The sequence below is a fragment of the Phytohabitans sp. LJ34 genome (assembly GCF_052068095.1).
In the GTDB taxonomy this organism is placed as follows: domain Bacteria; phylum Actinomycetota; class Actinomycetes; order Mycobacteriales; family Micromonosporaceae; genus Phytohabitans.
On sequence record NZ_JBQHDG010000016.1, the window covers coordinates 24,678 to 45,893 of the forward strand.

Here is a 21,216-nt window from a genome sequence, read left to right on the forward strand (position 1 = left end):
GCCGGCTCGCATACGGTAGGAGAATGTCCGATGTGGATCGGGGGGCCATGGACATCCGGCTGTTGGGTCCCGTCGAGGTGTGGCGTGACGGCGCTCGCCTCGGCCTCGGCCCGCGCAAGCAACGGTTTTGCCTCGCGCTGCTGGCGATGGAGGTCAACCGCGTGGTCAGCGTCGACCGGCTGGTCGACCTCACGTGGCCGGCCCACCCGCCCCGGACGGCGCGGCACGCCATCGCGGTCAACATCTCGCGGTTGCGGGCGGTGCTCCGCCCCGGCCAGGTCGAGCTGGCCGGCCACGGCGACGGATACGCGCTGCACGCCGACCCGCACTGCGTCGACGTGCACCGGTTTCGCGTACTGGTCACGCAGGCGCTGGAGTGCGCGGTCCAGGCCGACCGGCTCGGCCCGCTGCGCCGTGCCCTGGCCATGTGGCGCGGTGCGGCGCTCACCGGCGCCGGGCCGCCTGAGGTCGTCGAGCGGCTCACCCACCGCCTCGCCCAGGAGCGCCTCGCGGCCGAGGAGGAGCGGGTGGACGCCGAGCTGCACACTGGCAACCATCTCGGCGTCCTCGGCACGCTCGTCGAGCTCGTGGCGCAGCACCCGTACCGGCAGCGGCTCGTCGGCCAGCTCATGCTGGCGCAGTACCGGGCCGGCCTGATCGCGGACGCGCTCGCCACCTACCGCGCCGCGCGCGCGGCCATGGCCGGCGGCACCGGCTTGGATCCGGGGCGGGGGTTGCGCGAGCTGGAGCACGCCATCCTGCGCGGCGACCCCCGCCTCGACCTCTACTCCACCACCTGACGGGCGGCGGCCAGCTCGGCCTCCGTCGCGGCGCCCAGCTCCTCGAAGTAGGACGGGTGACGCCGGATTTCCTTCCGCTGGATCTCCACCTCGGCCGCGTGCCACACCTCGACGAGGCCGGTCCGCTCCTTGCAGCGGACGTCGGCGACGGCCACCGCCTTCTCGTCGCCCGACGCTCCAGCGCCGTCACCCGACGCTCCAGCGCCGTCACCCGACGCTTCGGCGGCGTCGTCCGACGCTTCGGCGGCGTCGTCCGCCCACCATCGCGCGTCGGACATGGCCGCGAAGGGAGTCGCGTAGTCGAAACCCATGCCGCGCAGGCATTCGCGCCACGCGCCCATCGCGGACGCGACCGGCGGCACCTGCTGGGCGTCGTCGAGTGAGTCGCGGCTCAGCCGGTCGACGAGCTCCAGGTCCGGACTCCGGGCCGGCTGGAGCCGCGTCGCCGCCTCGTCCGCGCAACCGCCCGGCCCGAAGGCCGCCGCCGTCTGGCTCTCGGTGAGGGTCCCTTCGCGCGCGTCGTACCGGCGCTCGACCGCCAACGGGGTGAGCAGCCCGGCCGGCGCGTGGTAGCCGACCCGCTCGGCGACGCCCATCTCGACGACCCCGTAGCGCCGGCGGTTGCGCAGATCCTTCAGGTTGGTGGGTCGCTCGATGGCCTCCCACGTCTGCCCTCTCGCCTCCATACACTCGCGGGTGAGCAGGTCCTTGGCGTTCTCTATCGCGTATAGCCCGGCCAGCGAATGCGTGTACGCGTCGAACGGCAGGCGCAGGCCCTCGACCCGCGCCGTCGGCGCGAAGGGGTCGACGGGAGCACCACAGCCGACCACCAGTAGCGCGGCTACGAGAACGCGCGCCGATCGCAGAATCATCTCTCCTCGCTCCCTTGTCGACAGACACTGGGACGCCGGGTGAGCCCCGGCGTCCCAGCAGTTGTGGGTCAGATGCGCTTCAGCGAGCTGGCCTTGTTGGAGAAGCCGTTGTTGCCGAAGTCCGAGTCGTAGGACGCGCCCTGCGCCGTGTACGTGGTGGCGCCGGCGCACCCGGGGATGTCCCACATCTTGACGCGGTGGCTCCGGTAGTTCCGCATCGCGTTGGCGTCGTTGTTGATGCCGGAGCCGAGGTTGGTGCAGGACGTGCCCGGCGCGTACGTGAACTGGTCGCCGTTGTAGCCGGCGGACTCGTACAGGCAGAACCTGTTGGCGGGGCAGTCCGCGAGGGCGGGCGCCCCGGCCACGCCGAGCGAGAGCGCCGACATCGCGGCGGCCGCGAACACCGCCGCGACAGCCCGCTTCATCCGGTAAGCCTTCATTCTGATCTGGACCTCCTCAGGTCGACCGTGCTTGTGCGGCTACCGTCGCCCCGACCGCTCATAGTCCGTTCAGAGCCCGATCACAGCACGGGCCACTTGACAAACATTTAAGGTCGCCGGTCTCGCGGAACGCGTTTCCCTGTACCACGATGACCATGACGGCGCGGAGGAGGCGGATGAGCATGCGCGTGCTGCTCGTGGAAGACGACGCCCGGTTCGCGGCCGCGTTGATCGCCGCCCTGCGTCGCAGCGGATACGACGTGGAGCACGCCACCACCGCGGCGGCCGCGCTCGCCGCCCCGCCGGCCGACCTGGTCCTGCTCGACGTCGGCCTGCCCGACGGCGACGGGATGGACGTGTGCCGCACGCTGCGCGGCCAGGGCGACGGGGCGATCATCATGCTGACCGCGCGCGGCGAGGAGCGCGACCGGGTCGCCGGGCTGCGCGGCGGCGCCGACGACTACGTGGTCAAGCCGTTCGGCTTCGCCGAGCTCCAGGCGCGCATCGAGGCGGTGCTGCGGCGGGCGCGGCCGCGGCCGGAGGGCGTGCGCACCGTCGGCCGCCTCCAGGTCGACCTCGACCGCCACGAGGTCACAGTGGACGGTCAGCCGATCACGTTGACCCGCAAGGAGTTCCACGTGCTCATGCTGTTGACCGCCGAGCCGGGCACGGCCGTGCGGCGCGAGCGGCTGCTCACCGAGGTGTGGCACACCTCGTGGCGGGGCACCTCGCGTACTCTCGACGTCCACATGGCGACGCTCCGCGGGAAGATCGGCGCGGGCGCGCAGATCGAGACCATCCGCGGTGTCGGATACCGCATCGCGCCGCGGCAGTAGCAGCAGCACCGGAGGGCTTCGTGCAGCGCCGACTCCTCATCACGTACGTCACCCTGCTCTTCGCCGTGCTCGCCGGCCTCAGCGTGCCGCTGGGCGTCACGATCGCCTCGCGTAACGCGCAGGAGATGTTCATCGACCGGCGCGGCGACACGGCCCGCTTCGCCTCGCTCGCCGAGCCGGCCCTGCGCACCGACTACAAGGACGCGCTGCGGACGGAGCTGGAGCAGTACGACGCCATGTACGGCATCGCCGCCGCGGTGGCCGGCCGCGACGGCCAGCTCTTCATCACGTCGCGGCTCGACTTCGACGTGCACGCGTCGCCGGTGCGCGAGCGGATCGAGGCGGCGCTCTCCGGCGAACGCGCGGGCCTCGACGGCGGCCTGTGGCCGTGGCGCGACGACCCGCTCGTCGTCGCCGAGCCGGTCGGCCGGGGCGGCGAGATCATCGGCGTCGCGGTGACCGTCTCCCCCTCGGCAGCGCTGCACGAGGTCACGATGCGCAGCTGGGCCCTGCTGGTCGGGCTGAGCCTGCTGGTGCTGGCCATCGGGGTGGCCGCCGCGGTGCCGCTCGCCCGGTGGATGCTGCGGCCGGTGCGCGACCTCGACAGCGCCGCGCTCGCCTTCACCGACGGCCGCTTCGGCGACCGCGTGCCCGGCGGTTCCGGCCCGCCGGAGCTGCGGCAGCTCACCGCCACGTTCAACCGGATGGCCGAACGGATCTCCACGCTCGTCGAGCGGCAGCGCAGCTTCGTCTCGTACGCCAGCCACCAGCTGCGGACACCGCTGGCCACGATGCGGCTGAGCCTGGAAAACCTCGGCCCGTCGGTGCGGCGGGAAGGGCTCGACGACTACCGCATGGTGGCCGAGGAGATCACCCGGATGGGCGAGATGTGGGACGCCCTGCTGACCTACGCGCGGGCCGAGGCCACCGCCGACGACGCGGTCGAGGTCGACGCGGCCGCCGTCGCCGACGAACGGGTGGCGATCTGGCGCCAGGCCGCGGGCCTCGCCGGGGTCGAGCTGGCCCGCCACGGCCCGGACCAGATCCCGGTACGCGCCGCGACACAGGCCCTGGATCAGACGCTGGACGCCCTGATCAGCAACGCGATCAAGTTCGCCGGCGAAGGCGCGCACGTCACGGTGGCGGTCGAGCCCGCGGGCCCCGACCTCGTGCACATCCACGTGGTGGACGACGGCCCCGGCATCCCGGCCGGCGACCTGGCACGGGCGGCGCATGCGTTCTGGCGCCACCCGGCCAGCCAAAACACCGAAGGCTCCGGCCTCGGCGTCACGATCGCCGACGCCCTGGTCACCGCCTCCGGCGGCCGCCTCGACCTGATGCCGGCCCACCCGCACGGGCTGCACGCCCGCATCACCCTGCCCGCGGCGAGGCTCTCGTGAGAGGCCGCCGCGCCACCACACTCCTGCTGCTGGCCGCCCTCACCACCGCCTGCGACGGCGGCGACGCGGGTCCCGAGCGGCTGGTCATCGCCGGCGGCGGCGCGGGAGACGTCTACAACGCGCTCGCGCACGCCCTGGCCGACGCCGCGCGCGACGAGGTCACCGGCGAGGTGCGGGTACTGCCGACCGAGGGCTCCATCGACAACCTGCGGGCGGTCGCCGAGGGCCAGGCCGACGTCGGTTTCGCCACAGTGGACGCCACCTCGCAGGCCGCGCAGGGCGAAGGCCCGTTCTCCGGCGCACTGCCGATCGTGGCGCTGGCCCGGCTCTACGACGACTACCTCCACATCGTGGTCCGCGCCGACAGCAAGGTCCGCCAGCTCCGCGACCTGGCCGGCCTCGACATCTCGACCGGCCCGCCCGGCTCCGGCACGCACACCATCGCGTCCCGCGTGGTGCAGGAGGCCGGCCACGACATCAACACCTTCCAGGAGCACCACCTCACGCTCGCGCGGTCGACCGAGGCACTGGCCACCCGCGACATCGCCGGCTTGTTCGTCACCGGCGGCCTGCCGATGCCCGCACTCGTCGACATGTCCAAGCACACGCCGTTTCGCCTGCTCACGCTCAGCGACCAGATCGACCGCCTCCAGGCCCGGTACGGCGAGATCTACCAGGCGAGGACCATCCCGGCGACGAGGACCTACGCGATTCCGGCGAGCGTCAAGCAGCCCGACCCGGTCGACACCCTCGGCGTGACCAACGTCCTGGTGGTGCGGCGCGCCCTGCCGGAAAAGACCGCCTACCGCCTGACCGAGCTGCTCTTCGCGGCCAAGCCGCGCCTGGTGGCGGCCCACGAGGAGGCGCGGCGGCTCGACCACCGATCCGCGCTCGCCACGTATCCGGTCCAGCTACACCCGGGCGCCGCCACCTACTACCGCGACCACAAGATCATGGCCGGGTCGCCGTAACGGTTCCTTGTCATATGCCCCGGTCCGCGTCACCTGCGGACCGTATGCTCCCGCGGGCACCGCTCCGGCCGGCGGCTCGCAGCGCTCGCCGAAACCCCCGGCCTCCACTGCCACCTCCGCGGTGCAAGCCCAAGGCGAGACCCATCTGCCTTTGAGGCGCTTCTCCGTTCCTTTCGGGTTGTTTCGTGGTTGCGGTTAGTGCGCCTCCGGCGGAGCCTCGGGCTCCGGCCGGGCCGTCCCGGCTTGTTCACGGTCTTGGTGGGTGGTTGCGGTGGGAGCCGGGCTTCGCCCGCTGGCTGCGGCCTAGGGGGTTGGCCGGCCCGCGAACACCATGATCGGCGGATCGCCGGGCCACTTTCCCAGTGTTTGGGGGATGTGGCTCGGTATGTGGGCGGCGTCATGATCGTTAGCCCGGAACCCGTGTGACACGCCGGCGAGAACACGGGTTTTGGGCTAACGATCACCGAAGCGCCGTGGATACCGGGCTTGCGAAGCCTTGCTTGGCCCGGCCTCGAGCCGGCCAAACCGCGAAGGTCGAGGGGCCACTACGCGTAACAAGATCTACCCGCGTTCCCACAGCGGACGGGTGAGGCCGCGGGAGCGGCGGTCCGGACCCAGTGCCACTCACCCTCAGTTGATCATTCCCCGCCCGCACAGGATGGGCCGACCTCGCCGGCCACCGTCTGTGACACAGCGTCAGCGGGCTCAGCTGAGAACATTCAGATCTAGGACAGTTCGGGTTGATATAGCGCCCCAACTCTCCAAGATCTCGAATCTTGGGCCGGGCGCACGGCGGCGGCGGTTACTCAGGGCGACGAAGTCCTGTTTGGATCTCCCGCCGCCTGTTCGGTAACCGGCATTGTGGACAAACACCGGTGGCCGCGCATCCGACGGCCGCAAAGGGAGTGACCGCGACCAAACCCGCGGCAGCTGCGGATCAGACCATGGTCAACTTGCGGTGAGTGGCATCGGGTCCGGACCACGACGCACGTCGCGGTCTCTCGGGCTTGCGGCGCGGAGGTGGCAGCGTAGGTCGGGGATCTCGGCGAGCGCTGCGAGCCGCCGACCTGCGCGGTCTCCGGCGGGAGCGGCGGTCCGCAGCTGACGCGGACCCGGGAAAAGGACTTGGCTCGGCGCTCAGAGGCGTTGGAGGGTGAAGGAGTTGAGGAACCAGCCGCCCCTGCCCTCGGGCGGGGAGAGCCGGATGGTCTGTGGGCCCGCCGGCAGCGTGACCGCCTCGGTGGCGCGGACGGTGGTCCAGTGGCCGTTCGTGTTTACCGGCTGCGTGTAGGTGCGGCCGCCGGCGGACAGGGCGATGCGCGCGGTCTTGGTGACCGGGAACGTCGCGGCGCGGTAGCTGACCTGGTATCGGCCGGCCGCCGGCACCTCGACGCGATAGTCGACGTCGCCGCGGAGGTGACCGAAGCGGGTTTCGTCGGCGATGACGAAGCCGTCGCCGGGTGTCTGGTCGTATCCGCAGGTGGTGCCGTCGGCGGTGGCACCGCAGTCTTGGACGGTCACGTCCGAGACGACCTCGTGCGCGGCCGACCCGCGGCCCGGCCGCACTGTGGTGGTGACGATGCTGGAGCGCTCCGCCTGGATGGTGACCGCGCGGCCCGGGGTCGCCGGCAGCACCACCGGGGCCGGGTCGAAGAGGTCGGTGGTGTCCACTGAGTACATCCACTGGTCGAGGTGTTGCCCGGCCTCGGTGCGTGCCGCGTGCATGCCGGTGACCCAGGCGCGGTGGGCGCTGTCGACCGGGCCGAGGCGGTGTTGCGGGAAGGCGGTGTCCACTATGGGCAGCAGTTTGCGACCGAGGTCTACCGGGTTGCCGACCTGGAACGCCAGGCCGCCGCCGGTCGGGACGGCGCGCACGGCGAGCAGCGTGCCGCCGAAGGCCAGCGCGACGACGTCTTTGCTGGCGGGGTCCTGTGCCAGGCCGATGATGGCGAGCAGGTGGCGCGGCTGGAGGATGTCGTAGTCGGGCGGGCAGGGCTTGCCCCACGCGCGGCGGGCGCCGGCGACCGCCCGCAGCCGGTCGAGCGGCTGGCCGGGGCGGAGGCGGCAGTCGCCGCTCGCGAGCCGGCGCCGGCCGTCCGCGGCGGTGTAGACGGCGAGGGGCCCGCCGCGGAAACCGTCCGATCTGGACACCCAGAGGTTGCCGGCGTGGTCGTAGAGGAACGAGTTGTACTCGAAGAAGGCGCCCTTGCCGTCGTCATTGCGGTCGCCGGGGATCACCGGGGCGGAGACCGGGGCGATCTGCTCCTTGGCGGCGTCGTAGCGGAACTCCTGGACGAGCTGGTGGTAGAACTTTCCCTCGCCGCGGTCGACGTCGAGCCCGATCGCGAACCGCTCCGCGCCGCCGCTGCCGGTCGGGTCGACCCGCACCTCGCGGACCGACACCTGGCCGTCGCGGACCCGCGGGTACCGGTACTCCGCGGTCACCTCGGCGGTGAACCGGCCCTCCCGGTCGGGCCCGCTCAGCCGCACCGCGAGGAGGCCGCCGTTGGCCTTGCCTTGGCGGCCGGCCCGCGCGACGAGGATGTGCCGCGATCGGGGCAGGGTGGCCAGGTCGTTGAAATCGCCGCCGTGCACGGCGCCGCCGACCGGCGCCACCCGCCACTGGCCCTCCACAGTGGTCAGCAGGCCGAAGGCGGGCCAGCCGTCGAGCGGCGCGTCGCGGGCCGGCCGGGTCACGAACGCGACACCGCCGTCGACCGGCTCCAGGTCGGCCACGGAAGGGGCGCCGGACCGGACCGGTCCTATCTGGATGGTGGCGAACGTGCCCGCCGCCGGCCGGTAGGCCGCGACCGTCGCGCGGTCGGCGGTGGGCGCGCTGAAGTCGGTCTTGTGTGACGCGCCGGCCACGAGCACCGTGCCGTCGGCGGCGAGCGCGCTGCGGTAGGCCTGCACGCCGGGCGCGAAGTCCCACCCGGGCACGGCCGCCTGAGTCGCCGCCTGCCCGGACGGCGCGGTGGTGCCCAGCGAGCCGAAGGTGCCGTCGCGCCCGTGCAGTGTGACCGTGGCGAACGCCGGCACCCGTGTCGCCGGAGGCTGAGGCTCCGGCCGGGAGACGATCCATGCCGCACCGGCACCCGCGACGACGAGCGCGACCCCGGCGGCCGTGATCACCTTGGTGGCTCTCACGCCCGCCAAGGTACCGGCTCGCCGCCGCCCCCGCCGCCCGCGTTTCCGAAGCATCCTCACACTCCGGCGCGCCCGCGCCGGCGGCCATCCGGACCCCCGGCTATGCTGGCGCGCGTTCCGCCCCCGCCGCTCTCCCCGCTCACCGAAGGGTGCCGCACATGGCCGACCAGCAGGACATCTCCACGCTGGACACAAGCGTGCCGCAGACGGCCCGGATCTGGAACTACCTGCTGGGCGGCAAGGACAACTTCGCCGCCGACCGCGCGGTCGGCGACCAGATCATCCAGTCGCTCCCCCAGCTCGCCGACAGCGCGCGCCTGTCCCGCGCCTACCTGACCCGCGCGGTGCGCTACCTGGCCGGCGAGGCCGGGGTGCGCCAGTTCCTGGACATCGGCACCGGCCTGCCCACCGCCGACAACACGCACGAGGTCGCCCAGGCGACGGCGCCGGACTCCCGCGTCGTCTACGTCGACAACGACCCGCTCGTGCTGGCGCACGCGCGCGCCCTGCTCACCAGCAGCCCGCAGGGCGCCACCAGCTACGTCGACGCCGACCTGCGCGACACCGACACCATCCTGCGCGAGGCGGCGAAGACCCTCGACCTGACCCGGCCGGTGGCACTCATCCTGATGGGCATCCTCGGCCACATCGAGAGCGACGCCGAAGCCAAGGCGATCATCGACCGCACCATGGCCGGCCTGCCCTCCGGCAGCTTCCTCGCCATGTACGACGGCAGCGACACCAGCGAGGCGGTCACCGAGGCCGTGCGGATCTGGAACGTCTCCGCCAACCCGAAGTACCACCTGCGCAGCCCGGAGCGGATCGCCTCGCTCTTCGCGGGCCTGGAGCTCGTCGAGCCCGGCGTGGTGTCGGTAAACGAGTGGAAGCCGGACCCGACGACCCCGCCCGAGGTCATCGACCAGTACTGCGCCGTCGGCCGCAAGCCGTAGAGACCCTAGCAGGGCGCAAGGGGTGAGCGGGACCAGCGGCGGACGGGTGAGGCCGCGCGAGCGGCGGTCTGGACCACGACGGACAGGGCGGTAGCCGCGCTCAGCTCATCGGCAGGACGCGGGCTACGCGGATGGAGGTCCCGCCGCCGGCGGCCGGGTAGGCGGCGCTGCCGTCGGCGTAGGGCTTGAAGGCCTGGTAGTTGTGGTCGCGCACGTTGACGGTGAACTGGCCGCCCACCGCCTTGCCGCTGCCCGCGTCGTACACCTGGGCGGCCATCGCGGAACCCGAGCCCCAGGCCAGCAGCATGCGGCCGGTGCCGTAGCCGACCAGGTGCGGATGGCCGGACCTGGCCGAGGTGTTGACGGTGGCGTCCGCCGCCCCGGTGGTGAAGTGGGCGAGGCGCACGCGGCCGCCCTGGCTCCACGCGATCCAGTAGCCGCGGGTCTTGGCCAGCACGAGGTCGCCGCCGAAGAGGGTGCCGTCGCAGGTGCCGGAGGCGACCGTGCGGTACGGGGCCGGCCGTGCGATGCGGCAGGCGTTGTCGGTCGCGCACACGCTCACGTAGTGCTTGGTGCGCGGGTCCCACACGACGCGCGCCGTCCAGCTGTGGCTGCACCCGACCTCGAAGCTGTCGCGGTGTCCCGAGGCCAGGGTGCCGTTAGCGTTGACCACCTGGAGCCGGTCGCCCTCGTGGATGTCGACGCAGCTGCCGTTGCGCACCGTGATGGCGACGCCGAAGTAGGCCGCGTAGCTCTTGCCGTCGGACGCGAGCCGGCCGTGGTGCTGGTACCACCAGACGAACCGGGCGCCGTCGTCGTAGCCCTCCCGGCCGCCGCCGAGGTTGGTGACCTGCCGGTCCCAGACCTGCTTGCCCGAGTTGTCGAAGCGGATCATGTGCATGGTGTTGCAGGGGCTGGACGAGCCGCCGCACAGCGGGCCGGTGCCGCAGCTGCCCTTGCGGGTGAGCAGCAGCACGCCGCCGTTGCTGTCGGCCTGCACGTCCTGGAGGTCGATGCCGGTGAAGCTCGTCGGCTTGCCGACCAGCTTGTCGGCGCAGTCGAGCTTGCCCAGGTAGACCCGGCCGTTCGTGCCCAGCCACGCCAGCCAGGAGCCGCCGCCGGGGGTGGCCGCGATCGCCATGGGCAGCGGGTCGGTGTCGCCCTCCGACCCGTAGCCGGTGACCCCGACACCGACCTTGACCTCGGTGACCTTCACGACCGGCTTCGCGCTCACGGGTCGGGCGCACGTGCCGGCCGTCTTGGGCGCGGCCGAGGTCGTCGGCGTCGGGGTGGCGGTGGGCGTCGCGGCCGGCGGGGCGAGCGAGCCGTCCGGCTGGACCCCGGCGGGTGTGCTCGGCACGCCCGCGCCGCGGGCCTCCTCGGACGGGGCGGCGGCGGACAGCGCCGCGACGGTGCCGAGCCCGGTGACGGCCGCGAGGCCGACGACGGCTATGACCACGAGCCGCCGCCGGACCTTGGCACGGCCCTGGCGGCGACCCTGGGGATATTGGTCGACGTCACTCATTGGAGCAACAGACTACGGGCCGCCGGCCGCCGGCCCGCGCATGGGTCAGGCGGCGCGGCGCTGGCGCGGTACGCCTCGCTTGGGCAGCTCCACGACCTGGTCCCGCCGGCCGGGGACGCGGGCCTTGGGCACCTCGATCAGCTCGTCGATGTTGAACGGTCCACCCATGGTCGCCCGGTGCTGCGCCATGTGCGCCCGCATCCCGGCCTCCCAGATCGCCTGGTCGATGTCGGGCGGGGCGATCCACCGGTGCGAGTGGTCGCTGTAGTGCAGGTGCTCGTCGCCACGATGCATAACGCTCATGCCCACAGGCTTGTCGCACCGGCCGTCCGAGAGATCCGCCACCTCAACGAGATCACAACAAGACATACGCCAGGGGTGGCGGATCTCGAACGGCCGCCGGGGAACTTTCGGCGGGCGGGTGTCGACCAACCTTCCTGACCGAGTTGATCGTGGGAAGGCTTGTTCGATGATCGTGAGGAAGATGGGGCGCCACGCGCTGCTCCTGGTGGCGGCCGTGCTGCTCCTCGGTGCGTGCGGCGACGACGCCGACCCGGAGGCGGCCGCCGCCGGCCCGTCCACGTCACCCTCCGCGGCCGGGCAGCCGCTCGCGGTGAAGGACATGTGGGTGAAGACAGCGGCATCCGGGATGTCCGCGACGTTCGGCACGCTGCTGAACACGAGCGGCACCGACGTCACCGTCGTCAAGGCGACCTCCACCGCGTCGCCGATGATGGAGCTGCACGAGGTGGCCACTGTGGACGGCAAGATGGTGATGCGCCCGAAGGACGGCGGCTTCACCATCCCGGCCGGCGGCTCGCACGAGCTCAAGCCGGGCGGCGACCACCTGATGATGATGGACATCACGACGCCGGTGACCGCGGGCACCGAGGTCACGATCACGTTGACCTTCGCCGACGGCGGGACGATGGAGTTCACCGCGCTGGGCAAGGACTTCGCCGGCGGCAACGAGAGCTACCAGCCGCACATGCCCGGCATGTCGGCGTCGCCCAGCATGAGCATGGGCGGGTGACCGGGCCGACATGACCGATCCGACTCCCCCCGCGTCCGTCAGCCGCCGGCGGCTGCTGACCGGCGGGGCCCTGACCGTCGGCGGCGCGGTCGCCGGCGCCGCGGTCGCCCACGGCGCCACCGGTGGCGGCGGCGGTCCGGCACCCGCCACCGCCGCGCCGCTGGTGTACGGCGACCAGACCGTCCCGTTTCACGGCGTGCACCAGGCCGGGATCGACACGCCCGCGCAGGCACATGCCGCGTTCGTCGCGTTCGACCTGGTGCCTGGCGTGGATCGGGCGGCGCTCGGGCGCATGATGCGGCTGCTCACCGACGACGCCGCCCGGCTCACCCAGGGCCGGCCGGCGCTCGCCGACACCGAACCCGACCTGGCCGCCCTCCCGGCCCGGCTCACCATCACGTTCGGCTTCGGGCCCCGGTTCTTCGCCGCCGCCGGGCTCGACGCGCTGCGGCCGGAGTCGGTCGCGCCGCTGCCCGCGTTCGCCATCGACCGGCTCGAGGAGCGCTGGAGCGGTGGCGACCTGCTCATCCAGGTCTGCGCCGACGACCCGCTCACCGTCACGCACACCCAGCGGATGCTCCTGAAGGACACGCTCGCGTTCGCCCGTCCACGATGGACACAACGGGGGTTCCGGCGGGGCCGGGGCACCCAGGACGACGGCGTCACGCAGCGCAACGTCATGGGCCAGCTCGACGGCACCCGCAACCCGCCGCCGGGCAGCCCGGAGTTCGACGGGGCGGTCTGGGTCGACAGTGGACCGTCGTGGCTGCGGGGCGGCACCACGCTCGTGGTCCGGCGGATCCGCGCGGAGATGGAGAAGTGGGACGCCGTCGACACCGCCGGCAAGGAGTTCGCGGTCGGCCGCCGGCTCGACACCGGGGCGCCGCTGACCGGCTCGCACGAGCGCGACCTGCCCGACTACGCGGCCACGAACGAGCTTGGTCTCACCGTCATCTCCGAGGCCTCGCACATCGCGCGGGCGCACGTCGACGACGACCGGCAGCGAATCTTCCGCCGCCCGTACAACTACGACGAGCCCCCCGGCCCGGACGGTCGCCCGGACATGGGCCTCGTCTTCGCCGCGTACCAGCGGGACGTCGGCGCCCAGTTTCTGCCCATCCAGCGCAACCTCGCCGAGGCCGACCTCATGAACGACTGGATCACGCCTACCGGCTCCGCCGTCTTCGCCGTCCCACCCGGCTGCGCGGAGGACGGGTGGATCGGCGAGACACTCCTCAGCTGAGGGCCGGTGGCGCGGTCGTGCTCGCCCGTCGGGCACGGTGACGCCCATCTCCTGCGCCACGGTGACGCCCGTCGATTCGAGTTGGTCAAGGGCTTGACTTAAAGGGTTAAGTACCGCAGCATCCTGGACGCGCTCCCATTGATGGTCACCTCTCACTCCCAGAGGAGATCCTCATGAAACGTCGACATGCCCTGCTCACCTCCGCGGCAGCCGAGGCGCTGCTGACGTCTGCCTACAAAGCACACCTGCTGTCGGTGACGCGATGAGGAAGCTGGCCGCCGCCCTCCTCGCCATCCTGACCGCGGCGCTGGTCCACACCGTGGCCAAGCCGGCGCTCTCGGCCGCCGCCGCCCCGGTGCGCATCATGCCGCTCGGCGACTCGATCACCGCCGGCACCGGCTGCTGGCGGGCCTACCTGTGGAACAGGCTCCAGACCACCGGGTACACGAACATCGACTTCGTCGGCGGGGTGTCCGACGGCGGCGGCTGCAACCCGGGCTTCACGTACGACCACGACCACGAGGGCCACGGCGGCTTCTCCGCCACCGGCATCGCCGACAACAACCAGCTCCCGCCGTGGCTGGCCGCTGCCAACGCGGACGTCGTGGTCGTGCACCTGGGCACCAACGACATGTGGGGCGGCCACATCCCGCTTCAGAACAAGCTGAACGCGTTCACCAAGCTCGTCGGCCAGATGCGCGCCGACAACGCCAACATGAAGATCATCGTCGCGCAGATCATCCCGATGGCCGCGTCGGCCTGCGCCACCTGCCCGGCCGACGTGGTGGCGTTCAACAACGCGATCCCCGGCTGGGCGGCCGGTCTGACCACCGCGCAGTCGCCGATCGTCGTCGCCGACCTGTGGACGGGCTTCAACACGGCCACCGACACCGGCGACGGCGTACACCCGAACGACGCCGGCTACCGCAAGATGGCCAACAGCTGGTACCCGGTCCTCAGCCGGGTCCTGGACGGCGGCGTCCCGCCGACGCCCACGCCGTCGGTTTCCCCCACGCCGTCGGTTTCCCCCACGCCGTCGGTCTCTCCCACGCCGTCGCCGACCGGCGGTGGCGGGCGTTGCACCGCGACCTACCGGGTCACTTCACAGTGGACCGGCGGCTTCCAGGGCGAGGTCGCCGTCACGAACACCGCCACCACGGCCGCCTCCGCCTGGACCGCGAGCTTCAGCTTCGCGAACGGCCAGCGGATCAGCCAGTCCTGGAACGCGACGGTCGCCCAAAGTGGAGCCTCGGTGACCGCTCGAAACGTCAACTGGAACGGCGGGTTGTCCCCGGGCGCCTCAGCCACGTTCGGCTTCATAGCCTCGTGGAACGGCACCAACACCGCCCCAACCCCCACCTGCGCGACGACCTGACAGCTCGGCCGGCGGTCGTGACGGCGGCCGCCGGCCCCGCGGCGTCGCCGGCCGGCGCGCGCCGAAGCTGCTCAGCGCCGTTTCCAGCAGGGGCAGCGCGTGCAGCACCTGGCGGGTGCGGATCAGCGCGTCCCACACCCGCTCGAACTTCTTCCACGCGCCCGCGTAGGCCAGGTGCCGCAGCCGGTCGCCGAGCCGCTCCTTGGCCGCCGCGCCCCGCCACAGGTTGCCCCACCGGTAGAAGTCGCGGTACGCCCGCCAGTACCCGTCCTCCAGCTGGCGCGGGCTCATGCCGCGCGGCTCGTAGACCACGTGCCGGGTGTCGTACAGCTCCCAGTCGCGGTGCGCGATGCGCCCCTCGGCCTCGATCCGGCGAAACAGGCCGGTGCCCGGGTAGGGCGTCATGATGTGGAACGTGGCGGTCTCGATGCCCTGCTCGACCGCCCACCCGACGGTGCGGTCGAAGACGTCCGGCCCGTCGGAGTCCAGGCCGAAGACGAAGCTCGCGTTGACCATCGCGCCCGCGTCGTGGATCCGCCGCACCACGGCGGCGTAGTCGCGGCCGACGTTCTGCCGTTTGCGCTGCTCGGTCAGGCCGGCCGCGTTGACCGACTCGAAGCCGACGAACAGGCTGCGCAACCCCGCCTCGAACGCCTTCTCCAGCAGCTCCGGCGCGAGCACGGCATCCACTGTGGACGCCGCTTGGAAGACCCGCCCCATGCCGCGCATCCCGTCGAACAGGGCCGTGGCGAAGCGCCGGTTGCCGAGCAGGTGGTCGTCGAGGAAGTACAGGTGCCGCCCGGGCAGCCGCTCGATCTCGGCGAGGGCGTCGTCGACCGCCTGCGTGTAGAAGGACTTTCCGCCCTCGAAGAACGCGTCCTTGTAGCAGAAGTCGCAGTGGTGCGGGCAGCCACGCGACACGACGATCGAGTTGGGCACGAGGTAGCGGTGCCGCCGGATCAGGTCACGCCTGATCGGCGGTAGCCCGCGCAGGGTGCGGAGCTTCGAGGTGTACCGCTTGAGCGGCTCCCGGCGCCGGAAGTCCGCCAGGAACACCGGCCAGGTGTCCTCGCCGGGCCCGGTGAAGACGGCGTCCGCGTGCCGGGCCGCCTCCTCCGGCAGCGACGTCACGTGCAGGCCGCCGAGCGCGACGAAGACGCCGCGGGCCCGGTACCAGTCGGCCAGCTCGTACGACCGGCGGGCCGACGTCACGTACACCTGGATCACCACGAGATCCGGCAGCGCGCCGTCCTCGGGGTCGAACCGCTCGACGTGCTCGTCGACGATCCGCACGTCGTCGCCGTCGGGCAGGTAGCCGGCGAGCGTGGCCAGCCCGAGCGGCGGAAACAGCGAATACTTGATCGGCCGGAAGAGCGGACTCGTCGCCTCGGTGAGCGCCGGGAGGATCATCAGGACCCGCATGACCTCCGACCGTATGGCCCTCCGCCGGGCCCGGTGGTGGTGGAAGTGTGAAGATGCGGTGGTGAACGCACCGTCCTGCCCCACGCAGACCCGCCTCTACCAGGATGGCGCCGTGGTCGCCGAGGGCTTCCCGGCCGGCGAGGCCGCCGCGAAGCTCGACGAGCACCCCGAGGCCGTGCTCTGGCTCGACCTCGAAGACCCCGACACTGACGACCTGGCGGCCATCGCCGGCCCGTTCCACCTGCACCCGCTCGCGCTGGAGGACGCGGTGCAGGACCACGAGGCGCCGAAGCTCCAGCGCTATCCGGGCCACATGTTCCTCAACGTCTACGCGCTCGACGTCGACGCCGCCGGCGACCGGCTCCGCCTCAGCAAGAACGAGATCAGTGCGTTCGTCACCGAACGGGCCCTGATCACCGTCCGCAAGTCACCCGGCGACACCGCCCCGCTCATCGGCCGGTGGGACGCCGACGCCGGTCTGATCGCCGCCGGCGGCGTCTCCTTCCTCCTCTACGGCCTGCTCGCGGTCGTCGTGGACGGCCAGTTCGCGGCCGCGCAGCGCGTCGACGCGGCCGTGGACGCCATCGAGGACACCTTGCTGGAGGAGGGCGGCGCCCCGCGGCCGGTGCGGATGCGCGGCGTCGCGCTGCGCAAGCTGGTAGCCACCATCCGGCGCCCGGTCGCCCCGATGCCCGACCTGGTCAGCCAGGCCATGCGCACCGACGGCCGCACCGTCGACGAACAGGTCGCGCCCTACTACACCGACGTCGAGGAGCACGCCCGCCACACCGTCGACGAGGTCGAACACCTGCGCGACCGCATCGAGGGCGTCCTCCAGGCCGACCTCGCCGAGCAGGGCAACGTGCTCAACGACATCACCCGCAAGCTCGCCGCCTGGGCCGCGGTCATCGCGGTGCCGACCGCGCTGACCGGCTTCTTCGGCCAGAACCTCCCCTACCCCGGGTACGAGACCACGTGGGGCTTCGTCGTGAGCACGGTCGTGATCGTCGCCTGCGCGTCGGGCCTGTACCTCTACTTGAGACGCCGCGGCTGGCTCTAGCCGGGTCAGGGGTGGTCCCTAGGGCTTTGCCGCGATGTGCCGGCCGGGCTGGCGGTGGAGACTGTCGGGCATGAAGCCGTTGCCCCGGCTGGTCGCCGCACTGACAGCGCTCCTCCTGGTATCCCTGGTGGCGCCGGCGCCGCCGGCGAGCGCGGACCCGCTCCGCTGGACGGACTGTCCAGAGGAGATGGTCCGCGCGGTGCCCGTGGAAGAGCGGCACAAGTACGACTGCGCCACCCACGCGGTGCCGATCGACTACGCGTGGCCCGCCGCCGGCACGGTAGGGATCGCCATGCTGCGGCGCGCGGCCGACGACCCGGCGCACCGCATCGGCTCGCTGTTCGTCAACCCGGGCGGCCCGGGTGGCCGGGGCACGCTGCTGCCGATCGAGCTCGACAGCGTGCTGCCCGCCGAGATCCTGCGCCGCTTCGACGTGGTCGGCTTCGACCCGCGGGGGGTCGGACTGAGCGGCGCGATCCGGTGCTTCGCCACCGGCGAGGAGGCCGAGGCGGTCTACGGCCGGGTCGTCCTGGTGCCGGTCACCCGCCCGGAGATCGCGTCGACGCTGCGGGCCAACCGCGACCTCACCGACGCCTGCGCCGCGCGAGGCGGCCCGCTGCTGCCGCACGTGTCCACATTGAACGTGGCGCGCGACCTCGACCGGCTGCGCGCGGCTGTCGGCGACCGGCGCCTCACCTACCTCGGCTTCTCGTACGGCACGCTGGTCGGCGCCACCTACGCCAACCTCTTCCCGCACCGGGTCCGCGCGGTCGTCGGCGACGGCAACGTCGATCCGGCGCTGCGGACCACGAACGGGCTGGAGTACCTGCGCCAGCGCGCCGCCGGCATGGAGGCGGTCCTCGACGCGTTTCTGAGCCGGTGCGCGGAGGTCGGCGCGCGGTGCGCGTTCAGCGCAGGCGACCCGGCGGCCAAGCTGGCGGCGATCCGCGCGCGGCTGCGACAGGGCCCACTGACCGTCCCAGGGCTCGGGCCGCTCGACCTCAGCACGTTCACCGGCGAGCTTGCGTCCACACTGTACACACCGCAGCTCTACGCACAGCTCGCCGCGCAGCTCCAGGCGGTGTACGAGGCGACCCAGGCCGGCCCGGCGGCCGCGAAGACGTCCGGCACGCCCTACACGGGCAACGAGTCGGAGTTCGCGGTCACCTGCGCCGACGAGCCATACCCGCGAAACCCGGCGATCTTCCCGGCCGTGGCGCCGCTCTGGGAGCACCAGGCGCCGACCTTCGGCCGCGGGCACGCCTTCGGCGCGGTCTTCTGCGCGACGTGGCCGGCTCGCCAGCCAGAGCGCTACGACGGCCCTTGGGACCGGCGCGCCGCCACCCCGCTGCTGCTGTTCGGCAACTACCACGATCCGGCCACCAACTACACGTTCAACCAGCGGATGGCGGCCGAGCTCGACGCGGCCCGGCTGGTCAGCGTCGACGCGTTCGGCCACACCAGCCTCGGCCGGCCGGACCGCCCACGGAGCGGCTGCGCCCAGGCCATCGCGGCCCACTACCTGGTCGACCTCGCGCTGCCACCGCCGGGGACGGTGTGCCCGGCGGAGACGCAGCCGTTCCAGGATTGATGGCGGGCACTGCTTACCCTGACCGCATGTCTTTCACCGCTGCCGTGCGTTCCGTGCTCTCCCAGTACGTCCAATTCGGAGGCCGAGCCCGCCGGTCCGAGTACTGGTGGTTCGTGCTCTTCACCATCCTCGTCGGCATCGTCGCCGGCATCATCGACATCGCGCTGGGCACCGACTCCTCGTCGTCGCTGTGGTCCGCCGGCCTGGTCGGCACGATCGTCAACCTGGCGCTGCTGCTGCCGTCCCTGGCCGTCGGCGTCCGCCGGCTGCACGACACCAACCGCTCGGGCTGGTGGCTGCTGATCGCCCTCATCCCGCTCGTCGGCGCCATCGTCCTGATCGTGTTCATGGTGCAGGACAGCACACCCGGCCCCAACCGCTTCGGCCCCAGCCCCAAAGAACCCCAGCCATCCTGGGCCTAGCCACCGCCGCGATGTCTGTTTCTGGAGAGCCTTCGGAGTCGGGGTTACGCGTGCGGCGGCGTTCCGGCAGATTTCCCCGTCCGCCTCAGCGACGGACCGGGTGCTCCCGCAGGCACCACTCCCGGCGCCGGCTCGCAGCGCTCGCCGAAACCCCCGGCCGCCCACAGCCGGCTCCACGGGACAAGCCCGAAGGGTCTTCACGGCGCTACCTCCGCCATCCTGACGCAGCGTAACCAGCCAGGGGACGAAACTTCGAGATCTAGGAGACTTGGGGTTGAAATAGCGCCCCAACTCTCCTAGATCGCGAATCTCGCGCCGCGCACACCGCCGCAGCGGTTACACGCGGCGACGAAACCCTTGTTGCTTTCCCGGATCGCCGATCCGGGAACGGTCATTGTGGACAAACGTTGACCACCGCCTGGCACGAGCTCAATCCACCCGCCCCTTTCTCCCGGGCCGGTTACGCACAGGGTGAGCGCGACCAACGGCGGACGGGTGAGGCCGCGGGAGCAGCGGTCCGGACCACGACGGACATCGCGGTAGCCCAAATCCTTGTCCTAAATAAAGGAACTCAGCGCCCGGCCACGCCTAGGTCGTGAGTGGTTCGAGTAGGGCGGCCGTCGCGGGTTGGTGGAGGTGGCGGGCCCAGTCGAGTGGGGTGGCGTCGAAGCGTTTGTCGCGGAGGTTGGGGTCGGCGCCCAGGTCGAGCAGGCGGCGGGTGAGGGCGACGTCGCCGTGGCCGGCGCTCTGGTGCAGTGCGGTCTCCCAGGCCTCCTCGACGGGCGCGTCGCCGCGGCCGAAGGCGTTGACGTCGAAGCCCAGCTCGGCCAGCAGGCCGACCGTCTCGCCGGATGCGTGGGTGGCGGCCCAGACGACGAGGCCGGGGCGGTCGCGGCGGGCCTCGGCCAGGGCGGCGGGGTGTTCGGCGCGGATCTTGTCCACAGTGGAGCGGTCCGCGCGGAAGGCCGCCGCGATCAGGTCTCGAGCCGGGTCGGCGGCGGGCGGTGGGGCGCCCTGGGCCAGCAGGTAGTCGGCGATCTCGGCGTCGCCGTTGAGGCGGGCCAGCTCGACCGGTGTGCGGCCGTCGCCGGGGCTCCACCTCGGTCCGTCGCCCTCGAACGGTGAGCGGAAGTCGACCCCGTGCTCGACCAGCAGCCGCACCCTGGCGGGCTGGTGGTGTTCGACCGCCCAGCGCAGCAGGACCCGGAGCATCCGCGCGGGGGTGGGCAGCTGGCCGATCCGCTCCTTCCACGGGCCGCCGTCGCCGGTGCCGAGGCCGTACTCGAACAGCAGCTCCAGATGCGAGTCGTCCGGCGCGAACATCCGGTTGTACAAGGCTTGCGCGTCGTTGGGGTCGGCGCCCGCGTCGAGCAGGAGGCGGCCGAGCGCCCGCCAGTGCGGGTGGCGGGGCTGGTGCGGCTCGCCCAGCTCGCCGGCGCCGAAGACGCCGGTCAGCAGCGTGAACGGTGACGGCAGCGCGTCGAAGAGGTAGCCCTCGTCGGGGTCGGCGCCGGCGTCCAGCAGCCGCTGGGCGACCGCGAGCACGCGTTCGGCCGGCACGGTCGGGTCGAACCGCGAGTAGACGAGGTAGAACAGCGGCCGCCAGCCGAACGGGCCGCCGCGCTCGACCGCCCGCCGCGGCCGCTCGGACAGCAGCCGGCCGACGTCGTCGGGGCGGGCGGCGGCCGCGGCGGCCCAGATGTTGGCGTTGGTCAGGTCGGGGTGCTCGGCCAGCATCTGGCGGGCGCGCGCCCAGCGGGCCGGTCCGTCGTCGCGGCTGTACGTCATGCAGGCCAAGCGGCAGAACTCGTCGGCCGGGTCGGTGGCGGGCGCCGCGCCGAGGCCGGTCTCCCAGCCGTGTTCGGCCACGGTCTCCAGGTATCGGGTGAGGCGGGGCCAGCTGGGAAAGCCGTACTCGCGGGCGACGACCGCCTGCGCGGCGCTGAGCCGCAGGGCGCTCGTGTCACCGGGCGGGCCGCCGGGGTGGTCGCGGGCCAGCCTGGCGAGGGCGTCGGGGTCGCCGGCCCGCGCGGCCCGCTGGAGGGCACGGGCCTGCCGGCGGAAGCTGTCGAGGTGGGGACGGTCGGGCATGTCCAGGGTCGGCACGATGGCCTCCTCTCGTCTGCCTG

At 72.4% G+C, this 21,216-nt stretch carries 18 protein-coding genes; 11 read left to right on the forward strand and 7 right to left on the reverse strand.

What is annotated here, in order from left to right; all coding sequences use genetic code 11:
* Nucleotides 1-23 precede the first annotated feature (23 nt).
* On the forward strand, nt 24-800 hold the full coding sequence (locus tag ACTMTJ_RS26745) for an AfsR/SARP family transcriptional regulator (RefSeq protein WP_441220611.1): 777 nt from the start codon (nt 24-26) through the stop codon (nt 798-800).
* On the opposite strand, the gene ACTMTJ_RS26750 is transcribed toward ACTMTJ_RS26745, so the two are convergent.
* Both ACTMTJ_RS26750 and ACTMTJ_RS26755 read right to left on the reverse strand, forming a co-directional pair.
* Nucleotides 785-1,672 carry a hypothetical protein gene (locus ACTMTJ_RS26750; RefSeq protein ID WP_441220613.1) on the reverse strand — a complete coding sequence of 296 codons (888 nt, stop codon included), beginning with the start codon at nt 1,670-1,672 and terminating at the stop codon, nt 785-787. The two genes, ACTMTJ_RS26745 and ACTMTJ_RS26750, sit on opposite strands and share 16 nt — an antisense overlap.
* A gap of 68 nt (nt 1,673-1,740) precedes the next feature.
* Nucleotides 1,741-2,097 carry a peptidase inhibitor family I36 protein gene (locus tag ACTMTJ_RS26755; RefSeq protein ID WP_441220615.1) on the reverse strand — a complete coding sequence of 119 codons (357 nt, stop codon included), beginning with the start codon at nt 2,095-2,097 and terminating at the stop codon, nt 1,741-1,743.
* 197 nt (nt 2,098-2,294) lie between these two features.
* On the opposite strand from ACTMTJ_RS26755, the gene ACTMTJ_RS26760 reads away from it, so the two are divergent.
* From ACTMTJ_RS26760 to ACTMTJ_RS26770, 3 genes are read left to right on the forward strand one after another with little or no spacing between them, the layout of a single operon-like run.
* Nucleotides 2,295-2,948 carry a response regulator transcription factor gene (locus tag ACTMTJ_RS26760; protein WP_441220977.1) on the forward strand — a complete coding sequence of 218 codons (654 nt, stop codon included), beginning with the start codon at nt 2,295-2,297 and terminating at the stop codon, nt 2,946-2,948.
* Between the two features lie 20 nt (nt 2,949-2,968).
* The gene (locus tag ACTMTJ_RS26765) at nt 2,969-4,348 is read left to right on the forward strand and encodes an ATP-binding protein (RefSeq protein ID WP_441220617.1); all 1,380 of its coding nucleotides are present in this window, start codon (nt 2,969-2,971) and stop codon (nt 4,346-4,348) included.
* The gene (locus ACTMTJ_RS26770) at nt 4,345-5,319 is read left to right on the forward strand and encodes a TAXI family TRAP transporter solute-binding subunit (protein WP_441220619.1); all 975 of its coding nucleotides are present in this window, start codon (nt 4,345-4,347) and stop codon (nt 5,317-5,319) included. The genes ACTMTJ_RS26765 and ACTMTJ_RS26770 overlap by 4 nt, the downstream gene beginning before the upstream one ends.
* 1,137 nt (nt 5,320-6,456) lie before the next feature.
* Here the strand turns inward: ACTMTJ_RS26770 and ACTMTJ_RS26775 are convergent.
* Complete coding sequence (locus ACTMTJ_RS26775) at nt 6,457-8,466, reverse strand: hypothetical protein (protein ID WP_441220621.1); 2,010 nt, start codon at nt 8,464-8,466, stop codon at nt 6,457-6,459.
* A 158-nt stretch (nt 8,467-8,624) separates the two neighbouring features.
* Between ACTMTJ_RS26775 and ACTMTJ_RS26780 the strand changes: the two genes are divergently transcribed.
* Nucleotides 8,625-9,416 carry an SAM-dependent methyltransferase gene (locus ACTMTJ_RS26780; RefSeq protein ID WP_441220623.1) on the forward strand — a complete coding sequence of 264 codons (792 nt, stop codon included), beginning with the start codon at nt 8,625-8,627 and terminating at the stop codon, nt 9,414-9,416.
* 100 nt (nt 9,417-9,516) lie between these two features.
* Here ACTMTJ_RS26780 and ACTMTJ_RS26785 read toward each other — a convergent pair whose 3' ends face one another.
* Together ACTMTJ_RS26785 and ACTMTJ_RS26790 are read right to left on the reverse strand one after the other, a co-directional pair.
* Nucleotides 9,517-10,941 carry a hypothetical protein gene (locus ACTMTJ_RS26785; protein WP_441220625.1) on the reverse strand — a complete coding sequence of 475 codons (1,425 nt, stop codon included), beginning with the start codon at nt 10,939-10,941 and terminating at the stop codon, nt 9,517-9,519.
* Nucleotides 10,942-10,986: 45 nt separating this feature from the next.
* Nucleotides 10,987-11,244 carry a hypothetical protein gene (locus ACTMTJ_RS26790; protein WP_441220627.1) on the reverse strand — a complete coding sequence of 86 codons (258 nt, stop codon included), beginning with the start codon at nt 11,242-11,244 and terminating at the stop codon, nt 10,987-10,989.
* Between the two features lie 166 nt (nt 11,245-11,410).
* Here ACTMTJ_RS26790 and ACTMTJ_RS26795 point away from each other — a divergent pair, with 166 nt between their 5' ends.
* From ACTMTJ_RS26795 to ACTMTJ_RS26805, 3 genes are all read left to right on the forward strand, one after another.
* The gene (locus tag ACTMTJ_RS26795; RefSeq protein ID WP_441220629.1) at nt 11,411-11,974 is read left to right on the forward strand and encodes a copper chaperone PCu(A)C; all 564 of its coding nucleotides are present in this window, start codon (nt 11,411-11,413) and stop codon (nt 11,972-11,974) included.
* A 10-nt stretch (nt 11,975-11,984) separates the two neighbouring features.
* Nucleotides 11,985-13,217 carry a Dyp-type peroxidase gene (locus ACTMTJ_RS26800; protein WP_441220631.1) on the forward strand — a complete coding sequence of 411 codons (1,233 nt, stop codon included), beginning with the start codon at nt 11,985-11,987 and terminating at the stop codon, nt 13,215-13,217.
* A gap of 262 nt (nt 13,218-13,479) precedes the next feature.
* Nucleotides 13,480-14,592, forward strand: coding sequence for a cellulose binding domain-containing protein (locus ACTMTJ_RS26805; protein WP_441220632.1), 1,113 nt, complete (start codon nt 13,480-13,482; stop codon nt 14,590-14,592).
* Here ACTMTJ_RS26805 and ACTMTJ_RS26810 read toward each other — a convergent pair.
* On the reverse strand, nt 14,518-16,014 hold the full coding sequence (locus ACTMTJ_RS26810) for a B12-binding domain-containing radical SAM protein (RefSeq protein ID WP_441220634.1): 1,497 nt from the start codon (nt 16,012-16,014) through the stop codon (nt 14,518-14,520). The genes ACTMTJ_RS26805 and ACTMTJ_RS26810 overlap by 75 nt on opposite strands.
* Nucleotides 16,015-16,075: 61 nt before the next feature.
* Between ACTMTJ_RS26810 and ACTMTJ_RS26815 the strand changes: the two genes are divergently transcribed.
* From ACTMTJ_RS26815 to ACTMTJ_RS26825, 3 genes are all read left to right on the forward strand, one after another.
* A complete protein-coding gene (locus ACTMTJ_RS26815; RefSeq protein ID WP_441220636.1) occupies nt 16,076-17,074 on the forward strand; it encodes a magnesium transporter CorA family protein in 999 nt (332 codons plus the stop codon).
* Between the two features lie 70 nt (nt 17,075-17,144).
* The gene (locus tag ACTMTJ_RS26820; RefSeq protein WP_441220638.1) at nt 17,145-18,665 is read left to right on the forward strand and encodes an alpha/beta fold hydrolase; all 1,521 of its coding nucleotides are present in this window, start codon (nt 17,145-17,147) and stop codon (nt 18,663-18,665) included.
* A gap of 26 nt (nt 18,666-18,691) precedes the next feature.
* Nucleotides 18,692-19,087: a DUF805 domain-containing protein gene (locus tag ACTMTJ_RS26825; RefSeq protein ID WP_441220640.1), complete on the forward strand. Its 396-nt coding sequence runs from the start codon at nt 18,692-18,694 to the stop codon at nt 19,085-19,087.
* A gap of 588 nt (nt 19,088-19,675) precedes the next feature.
* On the opposite strand, the gene ACTMTJ_RS26830 is transcribed toward ACTMTJ_RS26825, so the two are convergent.
* Entirely contained in the window at nt 19,676-21,193 is a 1,518-nt protein-coding gene (locus tag ACTMTJ_RS26830) for an ankyrin repeat domain-containing protein (protein WP_441220642.1), read from the reverse strand.
* Nucleotides 21,194-21,216 lie beyond the last annotated feature (23 nt).